This window comes from Corynebacterium stationis (genome assembly GCF_001941345.1).
Lineage (GTDB): Bacteria > Actinomycetota > Actinomycetes > Mycobacteriales > Mycobacteriaceae > Corynebacterium > Corynebacterium stationis.
The window spans coordinates 2,146,068-2,170,808 of record NZ_CP009251.1; the positions used below are offsets into that span (position 1 = coordinate 2,146,068).

The following is a 24,741-nucleotide window of genomic DNA, read 5'->3' on the forward strand; positions in this document are numbered from 1 at the left end:
TATAAGTGAGCTCTGAGAATTTCCGGAAGGCGCGCGATATCCAGCCTGCGCCAACGAGTGCTCCGGTGACAACTCAGACAGGTTCTGCAGCAGTGAAAACAATCATTGCGCTCTTGTCTGTCATCGTGCTGTTGGTATCAGGTGTTGGTTATTTTACCGTCGGCCGCCTTGGCGGAGGAATGTCTTCTGCCTCTAATCTGAACTTGGGCGGTGACGGAAATGGCGGCCAGGGCTTTAAAGATAACGTCGATGGTGCAGTCGATATTTTGCTCGTTGGTTCAGACTCCCGCTCAGATGCGCACGGCAACCGTTTGTCTGATGAGGAACTTGCGGCACTTCACGCCGGTGTTGATGATGGCGAAGAAAACACCGACACCATAATGGTTATCCGCGTGCCTGACGATGGCTCGCGTGCCACCGCCGTGTCGATTCCTCGTGATACCTATGTTCATGATGCGGAGCACGGCAACATGAAGATCAACGGTGTATACGCAGCACACAAGTCCGCCAAAGTCGATGAATTGGTGACTGCCAATGAAGCTGCCTCGGATGATTCCGAGAAGCTTTCTGAAAAAGAAATCGAACAGGCCGGCGTTGATGCCGGTCGTGCTGCCTTGCTCGATACCATTCGCGGGCTGACAGATATTGAAATTGACCACTACGCCGAGGTCGGCCTTCTAGGCTTTGTGCTGCTGACCAACGCTGTGGACGGTGTCGATGTCTGTCTTAACAATGCAGTTGATGACCCAATGTCTGGCGCTAAGTTCCCTGCTGGCGAATCGACGCTCGATGGCGCTGAAGCTTTGTCCTTTGTCCGTCAACGCTACGGCCTGCCACGCAATGACTTAGACCGCATCGTTCGCCAGCAGGCGTTTATGGCGTCTTTGGTTAATAAGGTGCTTTCCACTGGCACGCTAACTTCGCCTGGAAAATTGAGCAAGATTTCGGAAGCTGTGGAACGCTCGGTGATCATTGATGAGAACTGGGATGTGATGGGCTTTGCTACACAGATGGCTAATCTCGCTGGTGGCAATGTCACCTTCAACACCATTCCGGTTACTTCTGTTGATGGCACCGGTGACTATGGCGAATCTATCGTGACCGTGGATCCGAACCAGGTGCACAAGTTCTTCGAGGACTTGGCAGTAGCCGATCCTTCTTCGGAAGCACCTGCTCCAGAAGAAAAGCCTGCCGACGAAGAATCTTCAGATACCGGCGAAACGCCAGTGGCAGATGATCTTTCCCTGCACGTGCTCAACGCCGGCACCGTCTCTGGTATGGCCAGTGGCTTGGCAGCATGGCTCGAGAAAACTGGCTACACCATCGAAGAGACCTCGAATGCGATGCCAGGGGTTTACTTCGAGTCCCAAATCGTCACCGCAGATCCTTCCGACCCACGCGCCATCGCGCTTTCTGAGCAGCTCGGTGGCTTGCCTATTACCGCTAATGAAGGCCTCGATGCTTCTTCCTTGGTAGTTGTCACCGCTGATGACTACACCGGTCCTTTGGATGAATCCGAGACCGAACCTGAGACCTCACAAAATGAGCCAAGTCCAGAGGACACCGTCGGTACCCCAGGCGAGGACTTCGGTGCTGCAGAAGTCAGCCCAGAAATTGACGCTGGCGGCGATGGCCCACGCTGTGTAAACTAAGCCTTTCCGCTCATCAATACCCCGCTGTGCTGCCCGTTTGAGATTTACAACGGAGCGCCAGCGGGGTTTTGCCTACGATGGGCAGTTATGGACATGCTTAATCATTTATTAAACGCCGATGCTGCAGCTCCCCGCCTAACCGTTTATAACGAATCCACGGGCGCCCGCATGGATTTCTCTGCGCAGACTTTGGAAAATTGGGTCGCCAAGATTGCCAATATGTTAGAAGAAGAGCTGGAATTAGATGATGACTCTGCTCTGCTGATTGATTTACCCGTCACTTGGCAAGCCGCTGTTATCGCGCTGGGCGCCTTGGCTGCTGGCATCAAATTTGATTTCGCGAATTCCTCGTTAGCAGATGATGACGCTGATGCGGCATCGCAGCTTCAAGCAGATGCGGTCTTTACTTCCCCCGATAAATTTGATCTCTACAGCGTCGGTGATGTCGCTACCTCCTTTGATGGATCCGCGCCTGATATTGTTTTAGTTACCGACGATCCTTTTGGCCGTGGCGTCGTTGAAGCCGGCGGGGAGCTTCCTTCAGGAGCTATCGATTTCGGACCTACCGTACGGTTTTATGGCGATGACTACTTTGGTCAAACAACGCCTTTGCCCGAGCTTTTCCCTGATGCAGGTTCGGCCTCCCGACTACTGTCGACGGGCTGGCATGACAAAGAAGGATTTACAGTCAGCGTTTTGCATCCCCTCGCCGCCGGTGGATCTGCCGTGGTGGTTTCTGGTCTAACTACCGCCGAGCGTTTGCAGCAAATCGCGGATAATGAAAACACCACGTCACGCCTCTAGCAATCGTTGGGACCATGCTCCCAGGATTCGCGAATAAGTACCTCTAATACTTCTAGGTCAATGTCTTCCGGTTTATTGACATAAACACAGGAAGCGCCAGTGGTGTGCTTACCTAGCTGCGTGCTGAGTTCATCCCAGCGTGGGCTTTCTTGTATTCCGTAAAGCGATAGCTTCGCATTACGCGGTGAGAAGCCCACCCGAAAGGTATCTCCCTCGCGCCCAGTTGCATATTTATAGTGTGCTTCACCGTAGCCGATCATGGACGGCCCCCACAGCCGTGGTGCATCACCTGTGGCACGTGCGAATATCTCCAGTAGCAGTGCTGCATGGTCTACGCGCCGGCCCTCCAGAGTGGAAAGATACGCCTGCAGATCATCGTCGCTACCAGCATGGGTTTTAATGTCTTTATCTTGGACACCGGTATGACCAATTGTCCACTGGTTCTTACTTGGGCTGGGCTCGGGGATGTTGCCGCTAAGGCTGAGACCTTGCGCGACAAGAGCTGCTTGCAAGCGCTCTAAACCCCGCTTGCCGATGCCGTGCATCGCCAGCAAGTCCTGATAGTTTGCACCATGGAGTGACTCTAGGTTTGGATAGCCATTCTCGGCCAGGGCTTGGCGTGCAGGTCTACCAACACCTGAGACATCTTCAAATTCAGTCATGACTCTAAGCCTAAACAATGCCCGTCAGCTGCAACAGCATTCTTTCCGCCAGCTCCCGATTGCCCAATGCAATTACGGTGCGCGTACGCTATGGTGCGGTTCTATACACGCCGAAGAAAGGCTAGCCCGAAGTGGACATCATTTTCTCCCATGACGCACTGCCCTATATCTTCTTAGGGCTTATCATCTTTGTTGGTGCGACCGTCCAAGGTGTTATTGGCTTCGGGCTCGGGACCATCTCAACGCCCATCATGGCGCTTTTGAAACCAGATTTGGTTCCTGTTGTCGTGCTCTGTCTAGCTTTTATCATCGCATGTTCCACTTTGCATCGTGCGTGGGCAGAAACTGACTGGAAGATGGTGTTATATTCCAACATCGCCCGTCTTCCCGGCACTTTCTTGGCGGTATGGGCACTGGCGGTGTTATCGACTAATTCGCTGCAGCTGTTTATTGGTTGCGCGGTCATCTTCACCATGGTCTTGAGCTCTTTGGGTTGGACTCCCAAGGTCAATGCCGGAAACACCGTTATCGCTGGTGTGCTGTCCGGCTTTCTCGGTACCTCCACTTCAATTGGTGGCCCACCCATGGCGCTGTTAATGAAGACCTTTAATCCTGCCAAAGCCCGCGGCACCCTCGCCGCTACATTCGTGTTCGGCAGTATTGTCTCCATGGTTACCTTGGCACTTGGTGGCCAAGTGACCACATATCAGTTGAAATATGCGCTGATTTACTTACCGCTGGCCGTCTTAGGGCTGGTGGCAGCGAACTACTTTAATCGCTTTGTTGATCGCAAAGTTCTCAACCGGATGGTGGTCATTGTCTCCATCGGAGCATCAATAGTACTCATTGCCCAGTCGCTTGTGGGCTAACGCACATACGAATGGCTAATGAACAGCTAAATTCTTGTCCCACAGATCTATATTTCAGGCTAAAGTGGAGGAGGTCAAGAAAGTTTATGAAGGAGATTTAAATGACTGCAAACATCTCAAAGGTCTTGTCCCGCGTTCCAACCGGCTTATTAATTAATGGCCAGTGGGTTGACGCACAGGACGGCGCAACCTTTGATGTGGAAAACCCTGCGACCGGTGAAGTTATTGCAACGCTTGCTTCTGCAGGTGAAGCGGATGCAATGGCTGCACTGGATGCAGCTTGTGCAGTTCAAGACGAGTGGGCAGCAACTTCTCCACGTGAGCGCTCCGCAATTTTGTCCCGCGCTTTCGACCTGGTTCAAGAGCGCGCGGAAACCTTCGCCACCTTGATGACCTTGGAAATGGGCAAGCCTTTGGCTGAAGCCCGCGGCGAGGTCACCTACGGCGGCGAATTCCTGCGCTGGTTTGCTGAGGAAGCAGTCCGTGATTACGGCCGTTCCTTCCCAGCTCCTGAAGGCACCCTCAACATGATTACCCGCCGCAAGCCAGTTGGTCCGTGCTTGCTGATTACTCCATGGAACTTCCCACTGGCAATGGCAACGCGCAAGGTTGCTCCAGCTGTAGCGGCTGGCTGCACCATGGTACTCAAGGCTGCAAAGCTCACCCCATTGACCGCGCAGTACTTCGCTCAGACGATGATCGATGCTGGTCTGCCAGCAGGCGTTCTCAACGTTGTCTGCGGTAACTCTGCCTCCGCAATCTCTGGCCCAGTCATGGCAGACTCCCGTCTGCGCAAGGTGTCTTTCACTGGTTCTACCCCAGTGGGCAAGACCTTGCTCAAGGCTGCTGCAGATAACGTTCTGCGCACCTCCATGGAGCTCGGCGGCAACGCACCATTTATTGTCTTTGAAGACGCCGACATTGACCAGGCCGTCGAAGGCGCAATGGGAGCCAAGATGCGCAACATCGGTGAAGCTTGCACCGCTGCTAACCGCTTCATCGTCCACGAGTCTGTCGCTGAAGAGTTCTCCAAGAAGTTCGCTGACAAGATTGCGGCATTGAACCTCGGCAATGGCCTTGAAGAAGGCATCACTTGCGGCCCACTGGTTGAGAAGAAGGCTCAGGATTCCATCGCATCCTTCGTTGATGATGCCGTGGAAAAGGGCGCGACGGTTCTCGTTGGTGGAGAAAAGCTTGAGGGCGCTGGCTACTTCTACAAGCCAACCGTACTGACCAATGTCTCTCCCGACATGCGCGTTACGCAGGAAGAGATCTTCGGACCAGTAGCGCCAATCATCACTTTCTCAGAGGAGGATGAAGCACTCAAGATTGCCAATGACACCGAGTTCGGGCTGGCATCTTATGTCTACACCGAAAGCATCGACCGCATGTTCCGTGTCGCTGATGGCCTGGAATTCGGCCTCATGGGCGCGAACGCTGGTGTCATCTCTAACGCCGCTGCCCCATTCGGTGGCGTAAAGCAGTCCGGCATGGGCCGCGAAGGCGGCGCCGAGGGCATCGAGGAATACACCACGGTGCAGTACATCGGTATCCGCAATGCTTACGCTAACAAGTAAGAGCTAGAAACAACAATGTCCGCTGCGCTCCTTCTGGGAGCACAGCGGACATTGTCTTTTATTTAATAATGAACGCTACATCACGGCCAGCGCTTAGCGCTTTGATTTTGCACGATCGTCTTGTGCAGGTGCCGCAGCAATATCTCCTACGTTTCCATTGGCTGCTTTGGACTTAGACTTTGCAGCAGATTGCTTACGTACTTCCTTGGTAAGAAATACGATGGCCACAATCACGATAGCAAAAACCACAATCAAGCCTAGCGCGGGAACAATGCCGTCACCGGTGAATATCGCGAGGACGGCACTCCACCCCGCAAGGCCAACGCCGCTGTAGATGGTCGCCCAAGCAATTGCGCCTGGGATCTGCGCAACGGTGAATTTCCACCACTGGATACGAACCAGGCCTGCCGCGGCAAGCACGGCAGTTTGCAGGCCGACAGTGAGATAGCTCAGTGGCACGGCGACGACACCGATCTTATGAACGAGGGTTCGCCCTGTCTTTGTTCTATCGCTATTGAGCCAGGCTTTAATTTTGGCCCATTTACTATCGTGTTCTTCTTCAGAGCCCACATGCGTTGCTGCGCTGGAGGCGCCTCGTCCTATCCAGTAGGTCCCCTGGCCGCGCAAGGTACCGAGGACATACATGAATATCCAGGCTCCCCAGAATGGGAAGTTCGACAGCATTTCATCCATACAGCACTCGCTCCAACCAGTTCTACAAGGAATCACTCCAAGTACATTAAGCCTTAGCTTACCGAAGTAACCCTAAGGAACCACAAATCTTAATTTCGCTGAAAGATAAAGCACGCCTTTGCCTCAGGAATCCATACAGCCTGTGAACAATGACGGGAGAATACCCCCATACCGTTTAATGAATAAATATCAGCTAACAGCAAACGCGCAGAAAAGTCACTACAAACTTTAACTTTATTGCCTGAGAAAACCGTGGTTAATCATATCCATCGTTTCTTCAAACGATTGCAAATAACTGAAGTTGATGACACCGACACAAGACGAAATGCAACCTACGCCACACCCGGCTACCCCCGCATAGAGCTTAAAGTTGCTGCGTGTACCCATAATAGGTATCTGCCTTCGCCAAAAGCCTGCTGCGAACCCCACAAGTTTGTATTCTTGAACTCGTGTCTGGGACCAATAAAACATCCGTGAATACCTACGAATCAGCTGCCCCGGTATCAGCAGCTGTGAGCTCATCTGCGACTGAGCAAAACGCCAAGAAATTCCGTCGCCCACGTGGCCATCGTGCGGGATTAAATATTGAAAAGATCGTCGACGCAGCTCGCGCCTTGCCACAAAACCAACTGAGCATGCAAGCCGTGGCCAATTCCTTGGGCGTTGACCGCAAGGCATTAAACCACTACGTCCACGACCGGGAAAACCTACTTTCCATCGTTGCTGCTATGGAATTTACCGAAGCCTTCGAAAAGCTCGATATCCCCGATGATGCCGACTGGCGCACCGTAGCTCTAGCCTTTGCCGACAGCAACGCCAAAGGGATGCTTGCTGCAGGATTACTATCTGATTACCTGCGCACCGGTTCCAACAACGCCGTTCCTTTCTTACACGCCTCGGAAATGCTCTTGTGCTCTTTGACCGATGCCGGCTTGGATCTAGACACCGCCATTCGCAGCGTTGCTGTCATTAACAATGCCTGCGCAGCATTTACCCGCGACGTGGTTATCGCGCGTAACTCTACAGCCGCACTACGCCATGAACTTCTAGAAGAATCACTCAATGACGAGAACCGCGATATCTTTCCGCTCCTGCACGAGGTTGCCGAGCTTCCTATTTTGACTACCGATGATCAGCAGCTGGATTTCGCGATTTCGGTGGTTTTGGACGGCATCGAAGTGCTCATCGACAAGCACAAGGCGAAATAAACACCCAATTAAAGAGGCACCTTGGCGAGTACGCTGAGCACCATGCAGAAGATCGTGCCGAACTTATGGTTTGACCAAAATATTGACCAGGCCGCCGACTTCTATGCGTCCGCACTCCCCAATGCGCATGTCCAAGAAGGCTTTAGCCACCCAGACACCGGCGAAGCAATTACCACGGACGTAGTCATCGATGACTACCGCATCACCTTGATTAACGGCGGCCCCTATGCCACGCCCAATTCCTCCATTAGCTTCTTTCTCAATTTCGATCCTTCCCAGCGCCAAGATGCCGAGGCCGACCTCAAACGCGTGTGGAACGCGCTCACCACAGACGGTGAAATCCTCATGGAACTGGGTGAATACCCTTTTAGCAAGCTCTACGGTTGGGTAACAGACCGCTACGGCTTTAACTGGCAGCTCATGCTGAGTAACCCAGATAATGCGCCGCGACCATTCATTGTGCCGAGCTTGATGTTTTGCGGTGCGGCACAAGGCAAAGCCACCGAGGCAGTGGACTATTACACAGAGCTTTTCAATGTCGCAGCTCTTGGAAACCGCGTCACCTACGAAACGATGGGCGTCGCCGGTGATAAAAATTCACCAGACACTATCCCCCAGCCATCCCACGTTGCCTTTTCAGATTTCCATATTCACAATCACTGGTTCGCTGCCGCAGATTCCGGGGTTGCGCAGGATATTACCTTCACACCGGCGGTCTCTTTCATGCTGTTCGTGCAAGATCAAAGAGAGCTTGACCATTACTGGAATGCGCTCTCAGCATCGCCAGAGGCAGAACAATGCGGCTGGTTGGAAGATAAATTCGGACTAAGCTGGCAGATAGCTCCGCAAAATCTTCCGGACCTGATGTCGAAGCCTCACGGTTTTGAGAACATGCTGAAGATGAAAAAGCTTGTCATTGATGAGTTTTAGACTCGGAGCATCATCACCACGAGGAGATCGAAAATGAAATTTTACGGTTCCACTGAATGCTCACGGTGCCGCGCTGCCATCGCAGAATTAGATGAAGCCGGCACCGAGTATGAGTTCTTTGACGTCATCGAGTCAAAAAATAACCTCAAGGAATTTTTGCAGCTGCGTGATTCCAGCGCGCTATTCGATGTCGCGCGAGCAGAAGGCCGCATCGGCATTCCCGCATTTGTGAAAGACAATGGTGAGCTGACACTTTCTATTTCCGACGTGAAGTAATTCAACGAAGGTATAAAGAAATGGCTTTGAGGTTCTACGGCACCATGCTCTGCCCTGATTGCGTTGATGCGCACAAGGTTTTGGATGAGTCCGGCACACCGTATGAGTTTGTGGACATCACGGGGTCAATTCCAGCGCTGAAGGAATTTATGTTCTTGCGTGATTCCAACCCCGCATTCGATGGAGCAAAGGCTGAGCAATACCTTGGCATTCCGGCTTTTGTCACCGACGATGACCCAACCACCACAACTCTCAACGTTCAAGACGTTGTGCAAAAGTAGCGCATAGGTTGCAGAACTAGCATCTATTCGCACAGTTCATCGCCGTTAACTAGGAAAAACATGGCCGCAGGTCACATTTTTGCCTACAGTGGGATCCAGTTCCCATATTTCCGATGACACGAAACGAGGATAAAGAATGCAACAGTATCGCACCCAGAATCCGGTTAATGATGAAATCGTTGCAACATACGATTTCACCAGTGATGCGGATATTAGTATTGCACTAGATGATTCCGCCCAGGCGTATAAATCGTGGTCGAAGCTTTCTTTCGCAGACCGTGCGGAAGTCGTGCACAAGATTGCAGATCTCATGTTGGAGCGCCGCGTGGAACTCGCGCAGATTGCCGCGCAGGAAATGGGCAAGCGTGTGGGCGAAGCAGTCGGCGAGGTAAAATATTGCGCTTCCATTTTAAAGTACTACGCCGACAACGGCGCGCAGTTTGCCGCCGATCAAGAAATTCCTACCAATTCTGACGGCAAGGCCATTATTCGCCGCCTGCCATTGGGCCCGCTGCTTGGTGTTATGCCGTGGAACTTCCCGTACTACCAGGTAGCGCGATTTATCGCTCCAAACTTGATGCTGGGCAATACTATTTTGCTCAAGCACGCAGAAATTTGTGCCGGATCTGCACTCGCTATCCAAAAACTTCTTGATGATGCGGGCGCTCCTAAAGGGGTCTACACCAACCTTTTTGCAACACATGATCAGATCGAAGAGATTATCGCCGATAAACGCGTACAGGGCGTATCCCTGACGGGTTCTGAGCGTGCCGGTGAAATCGTCGCGGCCCATGCCGGAAAGAATTTGAAGAAGTCCGTGCTCGAGCTCGGTGGCAATGACCCGTATATCGTTTTGGACACCGATAATGTCGCTGAAGCTGCAGCGCAAGCATGGTGGACCCGGATGTCGAATACCGGCCAATCGTGTACTTCTAACAAGCGCTTGATTGTGCATGAGGATATCTACGATGAATTTGTAGAAGAGCTGGTCAAGCTAGCTACGCAAATGACACCCGGTACTCCAGATGACCGCGATGCAGCGAAGTACTGCCCTCTATCCTCGCGCGAGGCCGCTGAGCGTTTGGCTAAGCAGATTGAAAAGGCTTCTTCTAATGGCGCAACAGTGCGCGCTGGCGGTGTGCTTGCCGATACCGGTGCCTACTACTCCCCTACGGTTTTGACCGATATCCCAATGGATTCTGAGTCTTTCCACGAGGAGTTCTTCGGCCCAGTCGCGTCCGTGTACAAATTCTCCACTGATGAGGAAGCTGTGGCAATTGCCAATGATTCTCTCTTTGGTCTCGGTGGCTCAGTCTTTTCCACCGATACCCAGCGCGCCCAAGAAGTCGCTTTGCAGATTGAAACCGGCATGATGGCCGTCAATGCACCTGGCACAGCCGGCGCCGAGATGCCTTTCGGCGGTATCCAGCGCTCCGGCTATGGCCGCGAGCTCGGCCCACTGGGCATGGATGAGTTCGTGAACAAGCAGCTCTTCTTCGTAGCCAACTAGTACTGGCCCAAAGGAAGGGCGTTTCCCGTGACCATGCCATCGCGCTTATCGAAGATTTGCTCGCAGATGGCAAATAGGTCCACCACGTCCCCATCAGGCAGCTGAATACCAGGGTGCAGCCACCGGTCCGCCGGGTGCTGCACCCATCCTGCGTCTGGGACCTGATGCCGGTAGAATTCCCCAAATATCCGCAGGTAGGCTGTTTGCAAATAGAAATTCTGTGGTTGGGAGAAATCCGCATAGTCAGCGAAAGTATCCAAGAGCTGACACTCCAGCGCCATCGCATGCGCGAAGTTGAGCTGTTGAGCATCTACCTCAAAAAATACGTCGTGGTTTAAAAACTCGCGCACCACCGCAACGGTATGCTCTACCCAGCCGGCGATATCGTCGGCCGGCCAATTGAGATCGATTGCTTCAACGCGCTTGCCGCTCGGGGCACGGGCAGGCATATTTTGCCGCCGCCACCCGGCGCGCGAAGCAACAATCGCTCCGGGCCTAGGCTGCGGCTGCATCTGAAAATCTTCCGGGTCTTCATCTGCCCCGACCAGATACCACAGCTTTAACCGGTCCATCGGAACGGAATCAAGAAGCTTTAAGAAGGCATCACCGATGTTGTTTCCATAGTGGGCATCGATAAGCCGTGCCGTGTGCTCCAATGCTGCGCGTCCATCCCGGCCATTGGCTGCCAGAACCATCATGACGGTTTTCCAATGCAGCGGGGACAACCGGTAGCCATCGACAAGCTCTAGCGAAAGCCCCAGCAAACCCTGAATGGACCAGGCCATCAGGTCAATCTGATCTTCAAAGATCTTCAATGGTCCCAGAAATTGGCGCTCGGTGAGCTTAGGAATCTCCGCTTGCGAGCACACCCCAATAGTGGTGGGAATGATATCGCTTAAATCAAAAGGACGCTGCACCCACAGCTCGCCCCATGTGCGCTGGTGAAAGCGATACATATTCGCTGTGGCATCTGCGGGGAGAAAGGTCTCTACCTGCCCGATATCTACCAGCAACCGAAATACCGGCGTGACATACGCCGTTTGGGAACCATCACTAAATTCTGCCGAACCGGTAGGTGTCTCCACTGCGATATAGGCATTAGCCATACCTGCTACGGGCTTGACCCACACACTGCCAGCGCCGGTGAACTCCTGGCCTTTGAGTGCTTTGACAAGGGCTGATTCAAGCTCACGTTCCAACATCGACATACCAAGATCCTAGCGCCGACTGCTCTAGGTTGCAGGAAGTCACATTTTGAGAAGATTCCTACTACCCTGGGAGCCATGACTGATACTCCACAGAAGATGAACGTTGAATCCTTCAATCTCGACCACCGCGCGGTAGCGGCCCCCTTTGTGCGTATTGCTGACCGCAAGGAACTACCTGGTGGCGATGTGCTGGTGAAGTACGATGTGCGCTTCAAGCAGCCTAATGTTGAACACCTCGAGATGCCCACCGTGCACTCCTTAGAGCACATGCTGGCTGAGCACCTGCGCAATCACACTGATGCGCTCATCGACTTTTCCCCAATGGGCTGCCAAACCGGCTTTTATGCCCTCATGCTCAATGTTGAAACCGAAGATTTCCTCGAGATTTTGGAAAAGGGCCTCAATGACGTTCTCAACGCCACCGAGGTTCCTGCAGCCAATGAAGTCCAGTGCGGCTGGGGCGAATCCCACTCCCTCGAAGGCGCGAAGGAAGCAGCCCGCGAGCTGCTATCCAAGCGCGCTGAGTGGAACCAGGTCATGGCTGCTTAAAACCAGACTGGAATAAGTTCTAGCTTTTCGAAGCGCTGTGCTCCGCTGGTGTTATTTTTGTCCGCGGAGCTTTGCACTTTTCGTCGACAACGCATCCCACACCAGTTGGTGCAGCGGTGCAGCAGCTCCACTGCTAATGGCAATGCGTACGATGCCGCCGACCTGGGAGTCCAACTCACTGTGTAGGCCTTCGAGAATGTCACGCTGCATGGACGACGTTGCGCTTTCTGCTTGTTGGTCAACAAAGGACATGACTTTGTCCACGGTGCCGTCTTTGAGCTCAATACCAGCTGCCTTGGCTGTCGCAGCAGCTTCGACCATGAGCGCGCGTAAACTATCGCGATATTCAGTCCGCAAAACACCAATGGGCTTTTCTAACACTGCACCTACAGCACCAAAGCAGGTAACCATCATGGCCTTTTCCCACACATCACTGAGAATATCTGGATGAATCTTTGCCTTAATGGGAGTATCTGCTAGTGCTTCATGTAGCGCTTGCACTAAGGGTTCTGTTGCTGGGTCTATAGAACCAAAGGACCATGCCAGCATTCCACCCATGTGGTGCGCTGTGGCTGGACCTTCACGGTGGATAAACGCGCGCACTACTGCCGGGATGAAACGCTGTTTTCCATATTTTTCCTCGGCCAGCAGTGGGTATTCCACGGAATTTTCGGTGGTCATAAAAGCTGCGCCCTCAGGCAGGTTTTCGGGCAGAGCAGGTTTGCCGAAAATTTTGGTGGCAGAGACAACAAGGTCCGCTGATTCCACCTCATCTAGGCTCGACACCATGGACACATTGGAGACCTTTTCAGTCCCCTCAGGGTTGATAAGCGTCAAACCCTCAGATTCAATAACCTTGCGGGTGGCAGGACGCACAACATAAGTAATGTCATGACCGGCCTTGGCTAGTTGGCCGCCGTAGTATCCGCCGATGGCACCAGCGCCAATGAATACAATCTTCATTTTCCTAGAACTCCTTGTGCGTCATAATGGCGCGGTTAAAAAGCCGGGAATGACCCCGGCCCATGCGACTATTAAATCTGCAGACTACGGACGGGTTTGTCCGGTGCCCTGCAAAATCCACTTGGTAGAGGTCAGCTCCGGCAAGGCCATCGGTCCGCGCGCGTGTAGCTTCTGCGTGGAGATACCAATCTCTGCTCCCATGCCGTACACCTCACCATCGGTAAAGGCAGTCGAAGCATTCAGCATCACCGCTGCAGCATCCACTTCATTAGCAAAGCGCAGCAACACATCAGCGTCTTGCGCAGCAATACCTTCGGTGTGGCCCGTCGTGTACTTAGCAATATGTGCAATGGCGCCATCGACGCCATCAACAACCGCGATGCGGATATCAAAGCTCAGGTGCTCTTCATTCCACTGCTCTGCTTCGTGCACGTCTTGGGCACCGAGAACCTGCAGCTGCTCAACATGGCCATGCACGGTGACTCCAGCATCCTGGAATTCTTTGATGACGCGCAGCTTGACTTCATCATCCAAAGCCGCATCCAGCAGCACGGTTTCAGTGGCATTGCACACTGAGCAGCGACGGGTCTTGCCGTTTAGCGCCATCGCAATAGCCTTGTCAATATCCGCCGAAGTATCAATGTAGAAGTGGCAATTACCCGTACCGGTTTCAATAGTTGGCACTGTTGCACCAGTGACTACGGCGTTAATCAAACCTGCACCACCGCGTGGGATAACCAGATCCACCAGGCCCCGGGCCGTGATGAGGTCCTGCACCGAATCATGCGACTCACATGGCAAAAGCTGCACTGCCTCCCGTGGGACATCAAACTTAGCCAGGGTTTCCTGCAGAATCTCCACCAGCTGCGCATTAGAATTTCGCGCCGACTTCGAACCGCGCAACAGGGCGACGTTGCCGGACTTCAATGCCAAGCCAAAAGCATCCACGGTGACATTAGGGCGAGCCTCATACACCATGCCCATAACACCCAAAGGCACGCGGACCTGCTTCATCTCAATGCCATTGTCCATGCGGCGGCCCTGGAGGACCTCGCCTACTGGATCGGAAAGACCAGCAACTTGGCGCAGGCCTCCCGCAATCCCTTCGATGCGCTCTGCACTTAAGGCCAAGCGGTCCAGCAGAGATTCGCTCATGCCAGGCTCACGGCCAGCGTTTAAGTCGGCTTCATTAGCCGCCAGAATCTTGTCGGTCTGCGCAACCAGGTTATCTGCCGCTGCCAGCAAGATTTCATTTTTCTGCGGAGTGGTCAGCCGGGCAACCGCAGGGGTTACCTCTTTGGCCTTTGCAGCCTTGTCCAGTACTTCCGCACGTTCTTGATCACGAGTTAGAGTTTGTTGATCAGTCATGCTCACTAGTCTACGTAAAATGCCCACCCCATGGGCATAATTCCCACCAGGTAGGCACCTTTTCCTGCAATTCACGCAACAGCTATAGCTAGCGCTGTTGTTAGCCTTCTAGCTCCCGACGACGCTCCGCCGCTTTACGTAACCGCTGAGCGCGTTCAGATTGTTCTTTGTCGGCGATTTCTTTGTAGATTTCCTCTTCGTCATCATCCAGTTTGTATATCGCACGCACCGCAATCGAACCGCCCACAGCAGCTACTGGGAAAAGCCAGAAATACGACCATTCAGTTAAGAACATGAAGACAAAGAACAGTACCATCGCCACTGTCCAAATAATTGAGTCGAGGCGCTGTACAGTCTTGCCGCGCTGGATAAGCTCATCGAGCTCACGGTCCGAAGACTTCGGCGCCACCGCATGTGGAGACTTCTGCTGCTCCTGCACTTCCGGGTTCAGGCTAGGAACCGCCGCTAAAGAGTTTCCCGAGGGTAAATCCTTCAACAGCGAATCCAAGTCACCGCGGGTTCGTGCAGTCGCTGCGTGACCAGTGCGCTCTTCAAATTCATGGACATCAATATAGCCATCGGCAAAGTGCGCAGAGAGCAGTTCCAACACGTGGGTACGATCTTTATCACCAACGCGGACGTCAGCATGCTCCGGACGAGGTTTAGAATTCGGCTGTGGCGTTGTCATATCTAATAGCCTACCAGCGACGATAGGCATTAGATAGAAGCATTAATAGCCCAGGGTCGGGTCGACCTCGGTGGGAAGTGGTTCACCGGCTTCAAAAGCCTTCACTACTTCAACGGTGTGCGCACCGATGCGCTTGCGCACGGAGTACGGCGGATTCGCCAGGTGTGGAGTGATCACACAGTTGATTTCGTCCCACAGTGGGTGTCCGTCTGGCAATGGCTCTGGGTCAGTGACATCCAGGCCAGCACCGGCGATAACGCCGTTCTTAAGCGCTTCAGTAAGAGCGTCGGTATCAACCAAAGGGCCGCGGCCAACGTTGACCACAACGGCATGCTGTGGCATCTTTTCCAGAGCATCGGCATTGACCATGTGGTGGGTCTCTGGCGTAAGCGGTGCGAGCATTACGAAGTAGTCTGCAGCCGGCCAGACCTTATCAATGTCATCGAAGGTGAATACTTCATCGGCGCCATCGACAGGCTTTCCAGAACGGTTTACCGCAATAATCTTCGGGCCAAAGCCCTGCAGCATCGAAATCAGCTTCTTGCCAATTCCACCTGCACCGATAATTGCCACGGTCTTGTCTTCAAAAAGGAAGGTCGTATTCGCTTCGGCCTCATCACGTACAGACCAGGTCTTAGCCAGTGCCATGCGCTTGTGTGAGTGCAGCTGCGCCAACAGCAGACCAATGGTGGACTCAGCAACCGTGGAGTCATAAACACCTGCCGCATTGGACCACCGCACGCCATACTTCTTGTGTGTATCTGCAATCAGGTCCAAGATCCCATCCACACCCGCAAAAGGAACCTGAATAAACTTCACGGACTCGGGAAGCTCTTCTGGAAAATCCGGGGTCTTGCCCGAGAAGAACACAAAATCAGGATTCTCAGAAAGCTCAACCTGGGTGTGTCCAGCGGCATCGAGTGCTTCGGCGGATTCTTCCCAGACGGTAGGAACCATTGCGTACTTCATTATTAATAACCTGCTTTCGGATCGATAAGAGTAGGAAGAGGCTTGCCCTCTTCCCATGCTGCAGCATTTGCGTTGAAAATTTCACCCAAATGGAAATCTGCTACCTGCCAGCTTGCCCCCATATGTGGAGTCATGGTGCAATTTTTCATTCCCCACAATGGATGGTCATCTGGCAAGGGTTCTGGATCTACTACCTCTAAACCTGCGCCGGCTATCTCCCCGGTGCGCAGTGCCTCCACCAAGTCATCGGTATTGACCAGCTTTCCGCGGCCGACGTTAATGAGGATGGCGGATTTCTTCATCGCCTTAAATTTAGCGGCATCTACCAGCCCAATCGTTTCCTCAGTCAACGGCATAATCAGCACGATGAAATCGGCTTCGGACCACACCGATGTGGCATCGCTGAGCGCAAGCGAAACGTCCGCTCCTGGTACTTCTCTGCCTGAGCGATTAACCGCCGTGATGTGCACGCCGAAAGGCGCAAGCATTGAAATTAATTCCTGCCCGATGCCGCCTGCCCCAAAGATGGCGACGCGTTTGGGCGCATGCCCATTCGGTGTATACAACCACGCCTGGGACTCATCAAGCTCGCGTGCCCCATCCCATGTGGCTTCCAAAGCGAAGCGTTTATGGTGATGCGCCTGAGATAACAACAAGCCCAGCACAGACTCTGCGACAGGCTTGGCAAAAGCACCCGCGGCATTGCACCATGGGACACTGTTATCGGTTAAAACACCGCCCTCAATCATCTGATTAACGCCGGTGAAACAATGCTGCACGAATTCAATATTCGCCGGCATCTCTGGGACATCCTCCGCCTTGGACGAGGTGTTGATATACACCTGCGCCTGGTCGATGGAGTCCACTTCTTTGTGGCCAGCAGCATCAATATCAGCTTTCATCTGCGGCCACGACCTAGGCCCGAAAAAATATTTCATGCACCTAGGTTACGTCACTGACATGCTATTTTCTGGCGAGTCAGACGCGAGATGCGAAATTTGAAAGATAGTCCGCGTGCACCACAGGGCGACGCAGACGGTCTGGCAGCTCAGTGCTTGGCTTGCCCGCCATCTGACGCAAATCAGTGGAACCTACGCTGACTTCACCGCGGCCAATAATCTGGCCATCTGGACCCACAATCTCCACGATCTCACCGGCGGTGAATTCACCATCGACATCAGTAATTCCAACCGACAGCAAAGAGTGGCGGTCTTCAGTAACCGCTTTCACGGCGCCCTCATCAATGCGAATCACGCCGCCGGTATCAGCCGAGTACAGCGCCCAGAACTTCCAGGCACTGAGCTTGCGCTCCGGACGGGTGTGGAACACGGTGCCGACGCGTGTCTCCCCTAGCGCGTCATGAATGCGCTCGGCGGAAGTCAACAGCACTGGAATACCAGCGCGGGTCGCTAGGCGGGCAGCTTGGACCTTAGACGCCATGCCGCCGGTGCCAACCTTGCCGCCGTCCCCGGCTGCAACCTCTTTCAGGTCTTCGCCAGTACGCACCTCAGAAATGAACTTGGCATCTTCTTCAGCGGGGTTTTTATCGTACAAACCGTCCACATCAGACAGCAGGTACAGTGCGTCAGATTCCGTCAGCTGCGCAACCAGAGCAGACAAACGGTCATTGTCGCCAAAGCGCATCTCGGAGGTTGCCACTGTGTCGTTTTCATTGACAATCGGTACAACGCCCCAGTGCAAGAGCTTATCGATGGTTCGCTTGGCATTTCGCGTTCTATCACGCTGGCCGGCATCAGAAGCGGTTAATAGCACCTGGCCGACGGTGCGACCATGACGCGCAAAAGAACGGGACCATTCATTAGCCAAGTGAATCTGGCCAACCGAAGCCGTGGCCTGCTTATCGGCAAGGCCCAGCGGGCGTTGATTTAACCCCAGTGGGCGCATGCCGGCGGCTACGGTACCGGAAGAGACGATGATGACGTCAGTGGTTTCCATGCGTTTGACTACAGCATCCACGATGCGGTCAATCTTGTCGCTCGCGACCGAAAAATCCTCTTCGGTCAGCGAGGAAGAACCAATCTTTACAACGATTCGGTTCGCGGTATTAATCTGCGCTCGCAAGGTAGCTTCTGGCAACAGGTCTGACAGGGACTCGGAAGTTGTCGAAGAACTCATGCAAGTGATCTTAACCCTGCCAGCGGTCCTTATTCGCAGATTCTCGGGTAATTTCGTTATCCTGACCGAAATCGTACTCATCAATAAGGCCACGACGTGCTTGGGAGGCGCGCTTTCGCTCTGCAGCAGACGGACGTGATGTTCCCAACAATCGCGCATCTTGACCACGACCGGCCAATGTTGGGTCGCCTCCGGTCATTGGTTCCCACTCGAAAGTGATAAATCCAATGGTGACTGGACAGCCCTCGACAGCGCCTTGTTTGCGCAGCGCATCTTCCACGCCGGCCTTAGCCAGACGGTCAGAAAGGTAGCCCACTGCTTCATCGTTTTCGAAATCAGTCTGGGTAATCCAGCGCTCGATCTTCTCGCCTTCGACGATGAAGCCGCCTTCAACCTCTGGGTCTGGCTTAACCGTGAAGTCAGCGAAACGTCCAGTGGACTTCTTCGTAACAGACTTCGGTCGGATGATGGTGTGCTCTTTATCGACCTTGACGCGTGGCTGCGACTTACGGTGCTTAGTCACCATCTCCAGCAGCTTGTACTTCAAAGGTTCTAGTCCCTTGCGCGCTACTGCAGAGATGATAAAGACTGGCCATCCAAAGTGCTCTTCCAAGTCTTCTTTAACAAACTCAGCGAGCTCTTCTGCCTCTGGAACGTCTGCCTTGTTCAAGATGATGATCCGCTGACGATCTCGCAGGTCTCCCAGTCCGGTATCAGCATCGAGTGCGGATTGGTAATTTGCCAATTCCGTTTCGAGCGCCTCAATATCGGACTGCGGGTCTCGGCCTGGCTCAATGGAAGCAGTATCCACTACGTGCGCAAGTACAGCGGTGCGCTCAATATGGCGCAAGAAATCTAGCCCCAATCCCTTGCCGTCGGCAGCACCAGGAATCAAACCTGGCACATCCGCGATGGTGAAGGAGGAATCACCCATGTCCACCACGCCAAGGTTTGGCTGCAGAGTGGTAAATGGGTAGTCACCAATTTTTGGCTTGGCAGCAGACAGCACAGAAATCAACGAAGACTTACCCGCCGATGGGAAACCAACTAGTCCCACATCAGCCATCGACTTGAGCTCTAGAACCAAGTCATGTTGCTGACCTGGTTCACCCTGTAGCGCAAAGCCCGGAGCCTTACGCTGTGCGGAAGCCAAAGCTGCGTTGCCCAGACCACCATAGCCACCTTCGGCGGCGATGAAGCGAGTTCCTGGAATAGTTAAGTCAGCGAGCATCTCGCCCTTGGCATTGTGAACCACTGTGCCTGCAGGAACATGCATGATCAAATCTTGACCACGCGCACCATTGCGGTGGTCACCTGCGCCATTAGCGCCGCGCTCAGCTTTAATGTGGGGACGGTAGTGGAAGTCCATCAGCGTGTGGATTTGTGGGGAGACTTCCAAAATGATGTCTCCGCCGTGTCCACCATTACCGCCGTCGGGTCCACCGAGCGGCTTGAACTTTTCACGGTGTACGGAGACACAGCCGTGCCCGCCGTCGCCGGCTTGCAGGTGCAGTACAACGCGGTCAATAAATCGTGCCAACTCGGATAACTCCTCGAGAAAAATTTGGTTATGGCTTGCCAGTTTACCTAAAAGCAAGCATCAAAAGAAAAGAGCCTGACCCCACCAGGGAGCCAGACTCTTTAGTCGCGCATTTTAAAGCGCTTGCACTTATGCAGTTGCTTCTGCAACCTGCTCAGTGGCTGGAACGATGTTCACGGTGCGACGGTTGCGCTTGATAGCGAACTCAACTGCACCTGCTTCGAGAGCGAACAAAGTGTCGTCGCCGCCGCGTCCAACGTTCTCACCTGGGTGGAACTTGGTGCCGCGCTGGCGAACGATGATCTCGCCGGCCTTAACCTGCTGACCACCGAAACGCTTGACGCCGAGGCGCTTTGCCTCAGAATCGCGACCATTGGAAGTGCTGGATGCACCCTTCTTCGATGCCATGTGGTTTCCCTCCTTCTAAAGGTATTCGGTGGCTATTTACTTAATGCCGGTAATCTTGACTACGGTAAGCGGCTGGCGGTGGCCCATGCGCTTCTTGTAGCCAGTCTTGTTCTTGTACTTCATGATGTCAATCTTTGGGCCACGTGCGTGCTCAACGATTTCCGCAGCAACTTCAACCTTGGACAGGTCATCAGCCTTGGACTTAACATCTGCGCCATCTACGAGCAGAACCGGGGTAAGAGCTACGGACGAACCCGGCTCACCCTCGATCTTCTCGATCTTGACGAGGTCACCTTCGGCAACCTTGTACTGCTTTCCGCCGGTCTTGACGATCGCGTACATAGAGGGTTACCCCTTATCTAAACTCGGCTCAAGAACTTGCCTCGACTTTTGTCGAAGCCACATCCTTGAATGGACAATTACTTCAAACAGTGCTTAGGCGGCGCACTATCCCTACGGGACAGCAGATTCTTCGCCTAAACAGCAACTGTCAAAGAGTACCCCGAGAGAGGCCTAAAATACAAACCGTGCGATCGACACGGCTTTAAAATCCACTCTGACCGTTGCGCAGCCAATACTCACAATGAGTATGTCTTGCCTAGGTGATAAGAGTACAGCCTGCTTCTACAGATCCGAAAATCGTCGCAGACTTCACTTCTTTCACTTGCCTACTAGACCTCTAGCTGCTTGTGCGGCGCGCAACCCGACGGCGTGTACGACCGCCGGATTTTTGTCCACGAGTCTCTTCTGCCTTCGGTGCTTTGCGGGTTTGCGCCTTTGGTTCCTGCGCCACGCTCTGTTGCGACGCGCTCGGCTGCGTATTCTGCCCTTCACTACCTGCGCGAACGGCTACGCGACGTACTGCACGCTTACGTCCGCGACGCACGGTGGTTACTTCCATGCCGTCATCGGTACGCTTGCGCTGGATCTGAGGCTCAGCGCTTTGCGATGCTCCGTCTTGCCCGCGCGCAGAGGCCTTCGCGGCCGACGCATCTTTTGCGACATTGCGGGACTGCGAAGCCCGACGCACTGCACGGCGACGTCCACGAGTTACGGCTTCTACCTGCGCACGCTTTTTCTCACCGCGCGATGACTCACGCTGCTGCAAGGACTGCTTCTCAGCAGCCTCCGACGCGCCTACCTCAGTTGGCTGCAACGCGGAAGCTGGCTTGCGGTTGCTAGCGCGCACGCGACGTCGTTTGGAGTCTTTCTTAATCTCCATTCCACTCGCAGGCTGCTCATCATCCCGTGCACTATCCTGTGGCTTCTCTGCTACCTGGGGCGCCTGGAAATCTTCGGGACGTGGTGGGTAGTCGCTGCGTGAGTTGCCACGTGTCTTACGCTTACGGCGAGGTGATTCCTCAAATTCCTTCAAGGCCTCAGCATAGGTTTTCTGTCCAGCCTTTTCGGCGACGTAGGAAGAAAACTCTCCGACATCGTCAAGCGCTTCTGCCCTCTCGGATGCTGCATAAGCAATGGACTCGATATCAGTTACCGAACCACCACGGTTATCTGACTTTTCCGACTTGTCCTTGGCCGCCGAGGAATCAACAACAATGCCGGCAATCAGTTCATCCAAGTTGGAGTCATCGCCACGACTAGCCGCACCCTTGGTTGTTCCACGCGATGCCGGGCCGCGTTGCGATGCACCACGCCGACTTGCTCCACGACGGCTTTGCTTACGGCTCGTGTGGCCACCGCGCTGACCGTGATCTGCGCGCTCCTGCTTGGAGTCATCGGATGCGTCCTCAGACTGATCCTGCTCGCCTGCTAACTCGTACTTATCGCGATGCTTCTTGTGGCCACGGCGTGATTCGCCATGATGATCGTGGCGTGGATCGTGACCCTCAATAGGCCCTTCTTCGACCGGATCCTCATGCAAGATCAGGCCGCGTCCCTGGCAGGCCTCACATTCGGTGGAGAATGTTTCCAAAAGACCAGAGCCCAAACGCTTACGCGTCATTTGCACAAGACCTAAGGAGGTAACTTCAGAAACCTGGTGACGGGTACGGTCGCGCCCCAGCGCTTCTTTGAGACGGCGTAGAACCAGTTCTTGGTTTTCTGGCAGAACCATGTCGATGAAGTCAACCACGATCATGCCGCCCAAATCCCGCAGGCGCATCTGACGAACAACTTCCTCGGCAGCTTCGAGGTTATTCTTGGTCACGGTCTCTTCAAGGTTGCCGCCAGTACCGGTGAACTTGCCGGTATTGACATCGACAACGGTCATGGCTTCTGTGCGGTCGATGACCAAGGTGCCACCTGACGGCAGCCATACCTTGCGGGAAAGCGCCTTCTGCAGCTGCTCGTCGATGCGGTAGGTCTCAAAGGCATCAATACCGGCATTGTCTGCGCGGTCGTAGCGTGAAACGCGATCCGCTAATTCCGGCGCCAGCCTATTGACGTAGGAACTCACGACGTCATAAGGACGTGCGCCGTCGACAATCAGGCGATCGAAATCCTCATTAAACAAGTCTCGGACGACTTTAACGAGCATCTGTGGTTCTTCATACAAAGCCACCGGCTCGCTTCCCTTGGAAGCCTTTTCCTTCTCCGCGGCTTCCTGGATTTCATTCCAGGTGTCATGCAAGCGGTTGACATCGGCAGCAATTGCTTCTTCTGCCACGTTTTCTGCTGCCGTGCGAATAATCGCACCACCTTGTTCCGGAACGACCTTGTCCAAAATCTCACGTAGGCGTTTGCGCTCAGGTGCTGGAAGCTTGCGCGAAATACCAGCATTGCGTCCACCCGGAACATAAACCAAAAAGCGGCCAGGCAATGAAATCTGCGTGGTTAGACGCGGACCTTTATGGCCCACGGGATCTTTGGCTACCTGTACTAAGACCTGGTCACCGGACTTCATGGCTTGTTCAATCTTGCGCGCACGACCACCTAGGCCAGCCTGGCGCCAATTGACCTCTCCGGCGTATAGGACGCCATTGCGACCAGTTCCGATATCGATGAACGCCGCTTCCATCGAAGGCAGCACATTTTGTACGCGTCCCAAGTAAATATTGCCGATGATCGACGTATTGGTCTCATCGGTGACAAAGTGCTCGACGAGCATGCCGTCTTCTAAGACGCCAACCTGAGTGATGTTGCCATGTCCGTCGTGGCGTTCGCGCTCGCGGACAACCATCGTGCGCTCTACAGCTTCCCGGCGCGCCAGGAATTCTGCCTGCGTGACAACATGGCGGTTCTCGCGGTCTTTGGAGCGCATTTCTGCACGACGACGGCGCTGGGATTCAATACGGGTTGAGCCTTTAATGCCGCGTGGTTCATCGATGATTTCGACATCGTTGCTCTTCTCCGCCTCTGGCTCAACTACTACTTCCTTGCCACGTCCGCGGGAGGTGCCACGGCGTCCACGACGACGGCGCGTTGAGGTTGCATCCGAGGATTCCTCTTCGTGGCCATCTGCATCATCAGCGAAGTCTTCTACGTCCTTAGACGCCGCTGCACGGGTGGTTGTCTCACTAGCCTTGACTGGCTGCGGCGGCATAAAGATTGGCGCATAGGCCGCTAAGACATCATCTTCCTTGGCAGCAGCCTCCGTATCCTGCGCAGCTGTTGCAGATTCCTCTACTGCGGATTCTTCTACCGGCGCATCAGCAACGACGTCATCGGTGTTGTCTGTGTTTTCATCGTTTTCGGTGCCTTCAGCCTCGTCATCACTGTGGGTTTCCGATAATGCCTCTAAGGCAACAGCAGCCAGTTCCGATTCCACCTTGCCTTCAATTTGGTGGATCTCATTTTCTACATTCTTCTGCACACGGTAGCGCAGCTTATCGCTGTCTCCGCTTCCCTCTTCAGCAGAATCGGCAGCGTTCTCAGCTTCTGATGGCTCCGCATCCTGCGAAGACGGCTGCGCTGCGTCAGAAGCCGTTGGTTCAGGAGCCGCAGCACGCTTGACGACTCGACGGGTACGGCTGCGCTTGCGCGTTGTTGTTGCTGGCTCTTCAGCCTGCTCTTGTGCCTGCGGTGCTGGTTCTTCGACCGCTTCTGCCGCCGATGCTTCCGTAGCCAAGTCTTCAGCTACTGGCTCCTCAGGCGCAGGAGTGCTCTTCTTCGTAGCCTTTTTCGTAGCTTTTGATGCGGTCTTCTTGGTGGCCTTAGTGGCCTTCTTTGTGGTTTTCGCCGATTTCTTTGCGGCCTTCTTCGGGGCAGGCTCCTTCAACGGTGCCTCAGGTTGGGCGCTCTGCAAGGAATCTAGAAGCTGAGTGACTTCCGCGGTTGACAGCACTGACTGTGCCTTCTTGGAAATTCCGATGGTTCCGAGCTGTTCCAGCAACACCTTGGAAGAAATTCCCAATTGCTTTGCCAGCGTGTAAACGCGGGTCCTCTCTGCGAGCTGTTGCCTATCAATTTGCCCTGCCAATGCAGCGGCACCTGCTAGTTGTTCATTTAATTTTTCGTCTGCTGTAGCCATCGGCCACGCTCCCGTCATAGG

At 53.9% G+C, this 24,741-nt stretch carries 23 protein-coding genes; 10 read left to right on the forward strand and 13 right to left on the reverse strand.

Annotation, left to right across the window (positions count from 1 at the left end):
- Window positions 1–5: 5 nt before the first annotated feature.
- The gene (locus CSTAT_RS10005; protein ID WP_083640820.1) at window positions 6–1,652 is read left to right on the forward strand and encodes an LCP family protein; all 1,647 of its coding nucleotides are present in this window, start codon (window positions 6–8) and stop codon (window positions 1,650–1,652) included.
- Window positions 1,653–1,739: 87 nt separating this feature from the next.
- On the forward strand, window positions 1,740–2,456 hold the full coding sequence (locus CSTAT_RS10010; RefSeq protein ID WP_075723340.1) for a TIGR03089 family protein: 717 nt from the start codon (window positions 1,740–1,742) through the stop codon (window positions 2,454–2,456).
- Here the strand turns inward: CSTAT_RS10010 and CSTAT_RS10015 are convergent.
- A complete protein-coding gene (locus tag CSTAT_RS10015) occupies window positions 2,453–3,118 on the reverse strand; it encodes a DUF1801 domain-containing protein (protein WP_075723341.1) in 666 nt (221 codons plus the stop codon). The two genes, CSTAT_RS10010 and CSTAT_RS10015, sit on opposite strands and share 4 nt — an antisense overlap.
- A 131-nt stretch (window positions 3,119–3,249) precedes the next feature.
- Here CSTAT_RS10015 and CSTAT_RS10020 point away from each other — a divergent pair, with 131 nt between their 5' ends.
- Entirely contained in the window at window positions 3,250–3,987 is a 738-nt protein-coding gene (locus CSTAT_RS10020; protein WP_066795735.1) for a sulfite exporter TauE/SafE family protein, read from the forward strand.
- 101 nt (window positions 3,988–4,088) lie between these two features.
- On the forward strand, window positions 4,089–5,564 hold the full coding sequence (locus tag CSTAT_RS10025; protein ID WP_075723343.1) for an NAD-dependent succinate-semialdehyde dehydrogenase: 1,476 nt from the start codon (window positions 4,089–4,091) through the stop codon (window positions 5,562–5,564).
- Between the two features lie 93 nt (window positions 5,565–5,657).
- Here CSTAT_RS10025 and CSTAT_RS10030 read toward each other — a convergent pair whose 3' ends face one another.
- Entirely contained in the window at window positions 5,658–6,257 is a 600-nt protein-coding gene (locus tag CSTAT_RS10030) for a DedA family protein (protein WP_066795739.1), read from the reverse strand.
- A 449-nt stretch (window positions 6,258–6,706) separates the two neighbouring features.
- Here CSTAT_RS10030 and CSTAT_RS10035 point away from each other — a divergent pair, with 449 nt between their 5' ends.
- From CSTAT_RS10035 to CSTAT_RS10055, 5 genes are all read left to right on the forward strand, one after another.
- Window positions 6,707–7,465: a TetR/AcrR family transcriptional regulator C-terminal domain-containing protein gene (locus CSTAT_RS10035; protein ID WP_075723345.1), complete on the forward strand. Its 759-nt coding sequence runs from the start codon at window positions 6,707–6,709 to the stop codon at window positions 7,463–7,465.
- Between the two features lie 42 nt (window positions 7,466–7,507).
- Window positions 7,508–8,395 (forward strand): VOC family protein, encoded by an 888-nt coding sequence (locus tag CSTAT_RS10040; RefSeq protein ID WP_075723347.1) that lies wholly within the window; start codon window positions 7,508–7,510, stop codon window positions 8,393–8,395.
- 33 nt (window positions 8,396–8,428) lie between these two features.
- A complete protein-coding gene (locus CSTAT_RS10045) occupies window positions 8,429–8,671 on the forward strand; it encodes a glutaredoxin (RefSeq protein ID WP_075723349.1) in 243 nt (80 codons plus the stop codon).
- Window positions 8,672–8,691: 20 nt separating this feature from the next.
- Window positions 8,692–8,952, forward strand: coding sequence for a glutaredoxin (locus CSTAT_RS10050; RefSeq protein WP_075723351.1), 261 nt, complete (start codon window positions 8,692–8,694; stop codon window positions 8,950–8,952).
- Between the two features lie 136 nt (window positions 8,953–9,088).
- Window positions 9,089–10,462 (forward strand): NAD-dependent succinate-semialdehyde dehydrogenase, encoded by a 1,374-nt coding sequence (locus CSTAT_RS10055; RefSeq protein WP_075723353.1) that lies wholly within the window; start codon window positions 9,089–9,091, stop codon window positions 10,460–10,462.
- On the opposite strand, the gene CSTAT_RS10060 is transcribed toward CSTAT_RS10055, so the two are convergent.
- Window positions 10,459–11,670: a hypothetical protein gene (locus tag CSTAT_RS10060; protein ID WP_075723355.1), complete on the reverse strand. Its 1,212-nt coding sequence runs from the start codon at window positions 11,668–11,670 to the stop codon at window positions 10,459–10,461. The two genes, CSTAT_RS10055 and CSTAT_RS10060, sit on opposite strands and share 4 nt — an antisense overlap.
- Window positions 11,671–11,745: 75 nt before the next feature.
- Between CSTAT_RS10060 and CSTAT_RS10065 the strand changes: the two genes are divergently transcribed.
- Window positions 11,746–12,219 carry an S-ribosylhomocysteine lyase gene (locus CSTAT_RS10065; protein WP_066795763.1) on the forward strand — a complete coding sequence of 158 codons (474 nt, stop codon included), beginning with the start codon at window positions 11,746–11,748 and terminating at the stop codon, window positions 12,217–12,219.
- Between the two features lie 51 nt (window positions 12,220–12,270).
- Here the strand turns inward: CSTAT_RS10065 and CSTAT_RS10070 are convergent, their stop codons facing one another.
- From CSTAT_RS10070 to CSTAT_RS10115, 10 genes are all read right to left on the reverse strand, one after another.
- Complete coding sequence (locus tag CSTAT_RS10070) at window positions 12,271–13,182, reverse strand: 2-dehydropantoate 2-reductase (RefSeq protein WP_075723356.1); 912 nt, start codon at window positions 13,180–13,182, stop codon at window positions 12,271–12,273.
- An 84-nt stretch (window positions 13,183–13,266) separates the two neighbouring features.
- Complete coding sequence (locus CSTAT_RS10075; RefSeq protein ID WP_075723357.1) at window positions 13,267–14,550, reverse strand: glutamate-5-semialdehyde dehydrogenase; 1,284 nt, start codon at window positions 14,548–14,550, stop codon at window positions 13,267–13,269.
- Window positions 14,551–14,650: 100 nt separating this feature from the next.
- Window positions 14,651–15,238 (reverse strand): DUF1707 SHOCT-like domain-containing protein, encoded by a 588-nt coding sequence (locus CSTAT_RS10080; RefSeq protein ID WP_075723358.1) that lies wholly within the window; start codon window positions 15,236–15,238, stop codon window positions 14,651–14,653.
- Between the two features lie 42 nt (window positions 15,239–15,280).
- Window positions 15,281–16,207 carry a D-isomer specific 2-hydroxyacid dehydrogenase family protein gene (locus tag CSTAT_RS10085; protein WP_075723360.1) on the reverse strand — a complete coding sequence of 309 codons (927 nt, stop codon included), beginning with the start codon at window positions 16,205–16,207 and terminating at the stop codon, window positions 15,281–15,283.
- A gap of 2 nt (window positions 16,208–16,209) precedes the next feature.
- On the reverse strand, window positions 16,210–17,145 hold the full coding sequence (locus CSTAT_RS10090) for a D-isomer specific 2-hydroxyacid dehydrogenase family protein (RefSeq protein ID WP_075723362.1): 936 nt from the start codon (window positions 17,143–17,145) through the stop codon (window positions 16,210–16,212).
- Between the two features lie 40 nt (window positions 17,146–17,185).
- Window positions 17,186–18,343, reverse strand: a complete 1,158-nt coding sequence (gene proB / locus CSTAT_RS10095; RefSeq protein WP_075723363.1) for a glutamate 5-kinase — start codon at window positions 18,341–18,343, stop codon at window positions 17,186–17,188.
- A gap of 10 nt (window positions 18,344–18,353) precedes the next feature.
- On the reverse strand, window positions 18,354–19,883 hold the full coding sequence (gene obgE, locus CSTAT_RS10100) for a GTPase ObgE (RefSeq protein ID WP_075723364.1): 1,530 nt from the start codon (window positions 19,881–19,883) through the stop codon (window positions 18,354–18,356).
- A gap of 129 nt (window positions 19,884–20,012) precedes the next feature.
- Window positions 20,013–20,291, reverse strand: coding sequence for a 50S ribosomal protein L27 (rpmA, locus tag CSTAT_RS10105; protein ID WP_066795789.1), 279 nt, complete (start codon window positions 20,289–20,291; stop codon window positions 20,013–20,015).
- Between the two features lie 36 nt (window positions 20,292–20,327).
- On the reverse strand, window positions 20,328–20,633 hold the full coding sequence (rplU, locus tag CSTAT_RS10110) for a 50S ribosomal protein L21 (protein WP_003847302.1): 306 nt from the start codon (window positions 20,631–20,633) through the stop codon (window positions 20,328–20,330).
- Window positions 20,634–20,970: 337 nt separating this feature from the next.
- A complete protein-coding gene (locus CSTAT_RS10115; RefSeq protein ID WP_075723900.1) occupies window positions 20,971–24,720 on the reverse strand; it encodes a translation initiation factor IF-2 N-terminal domain-containing protein in 3,750 nt (1,249 codons plus the stop codon).
- Window positions 24,721–24,741: the final 21 nt, after the last annotated feature.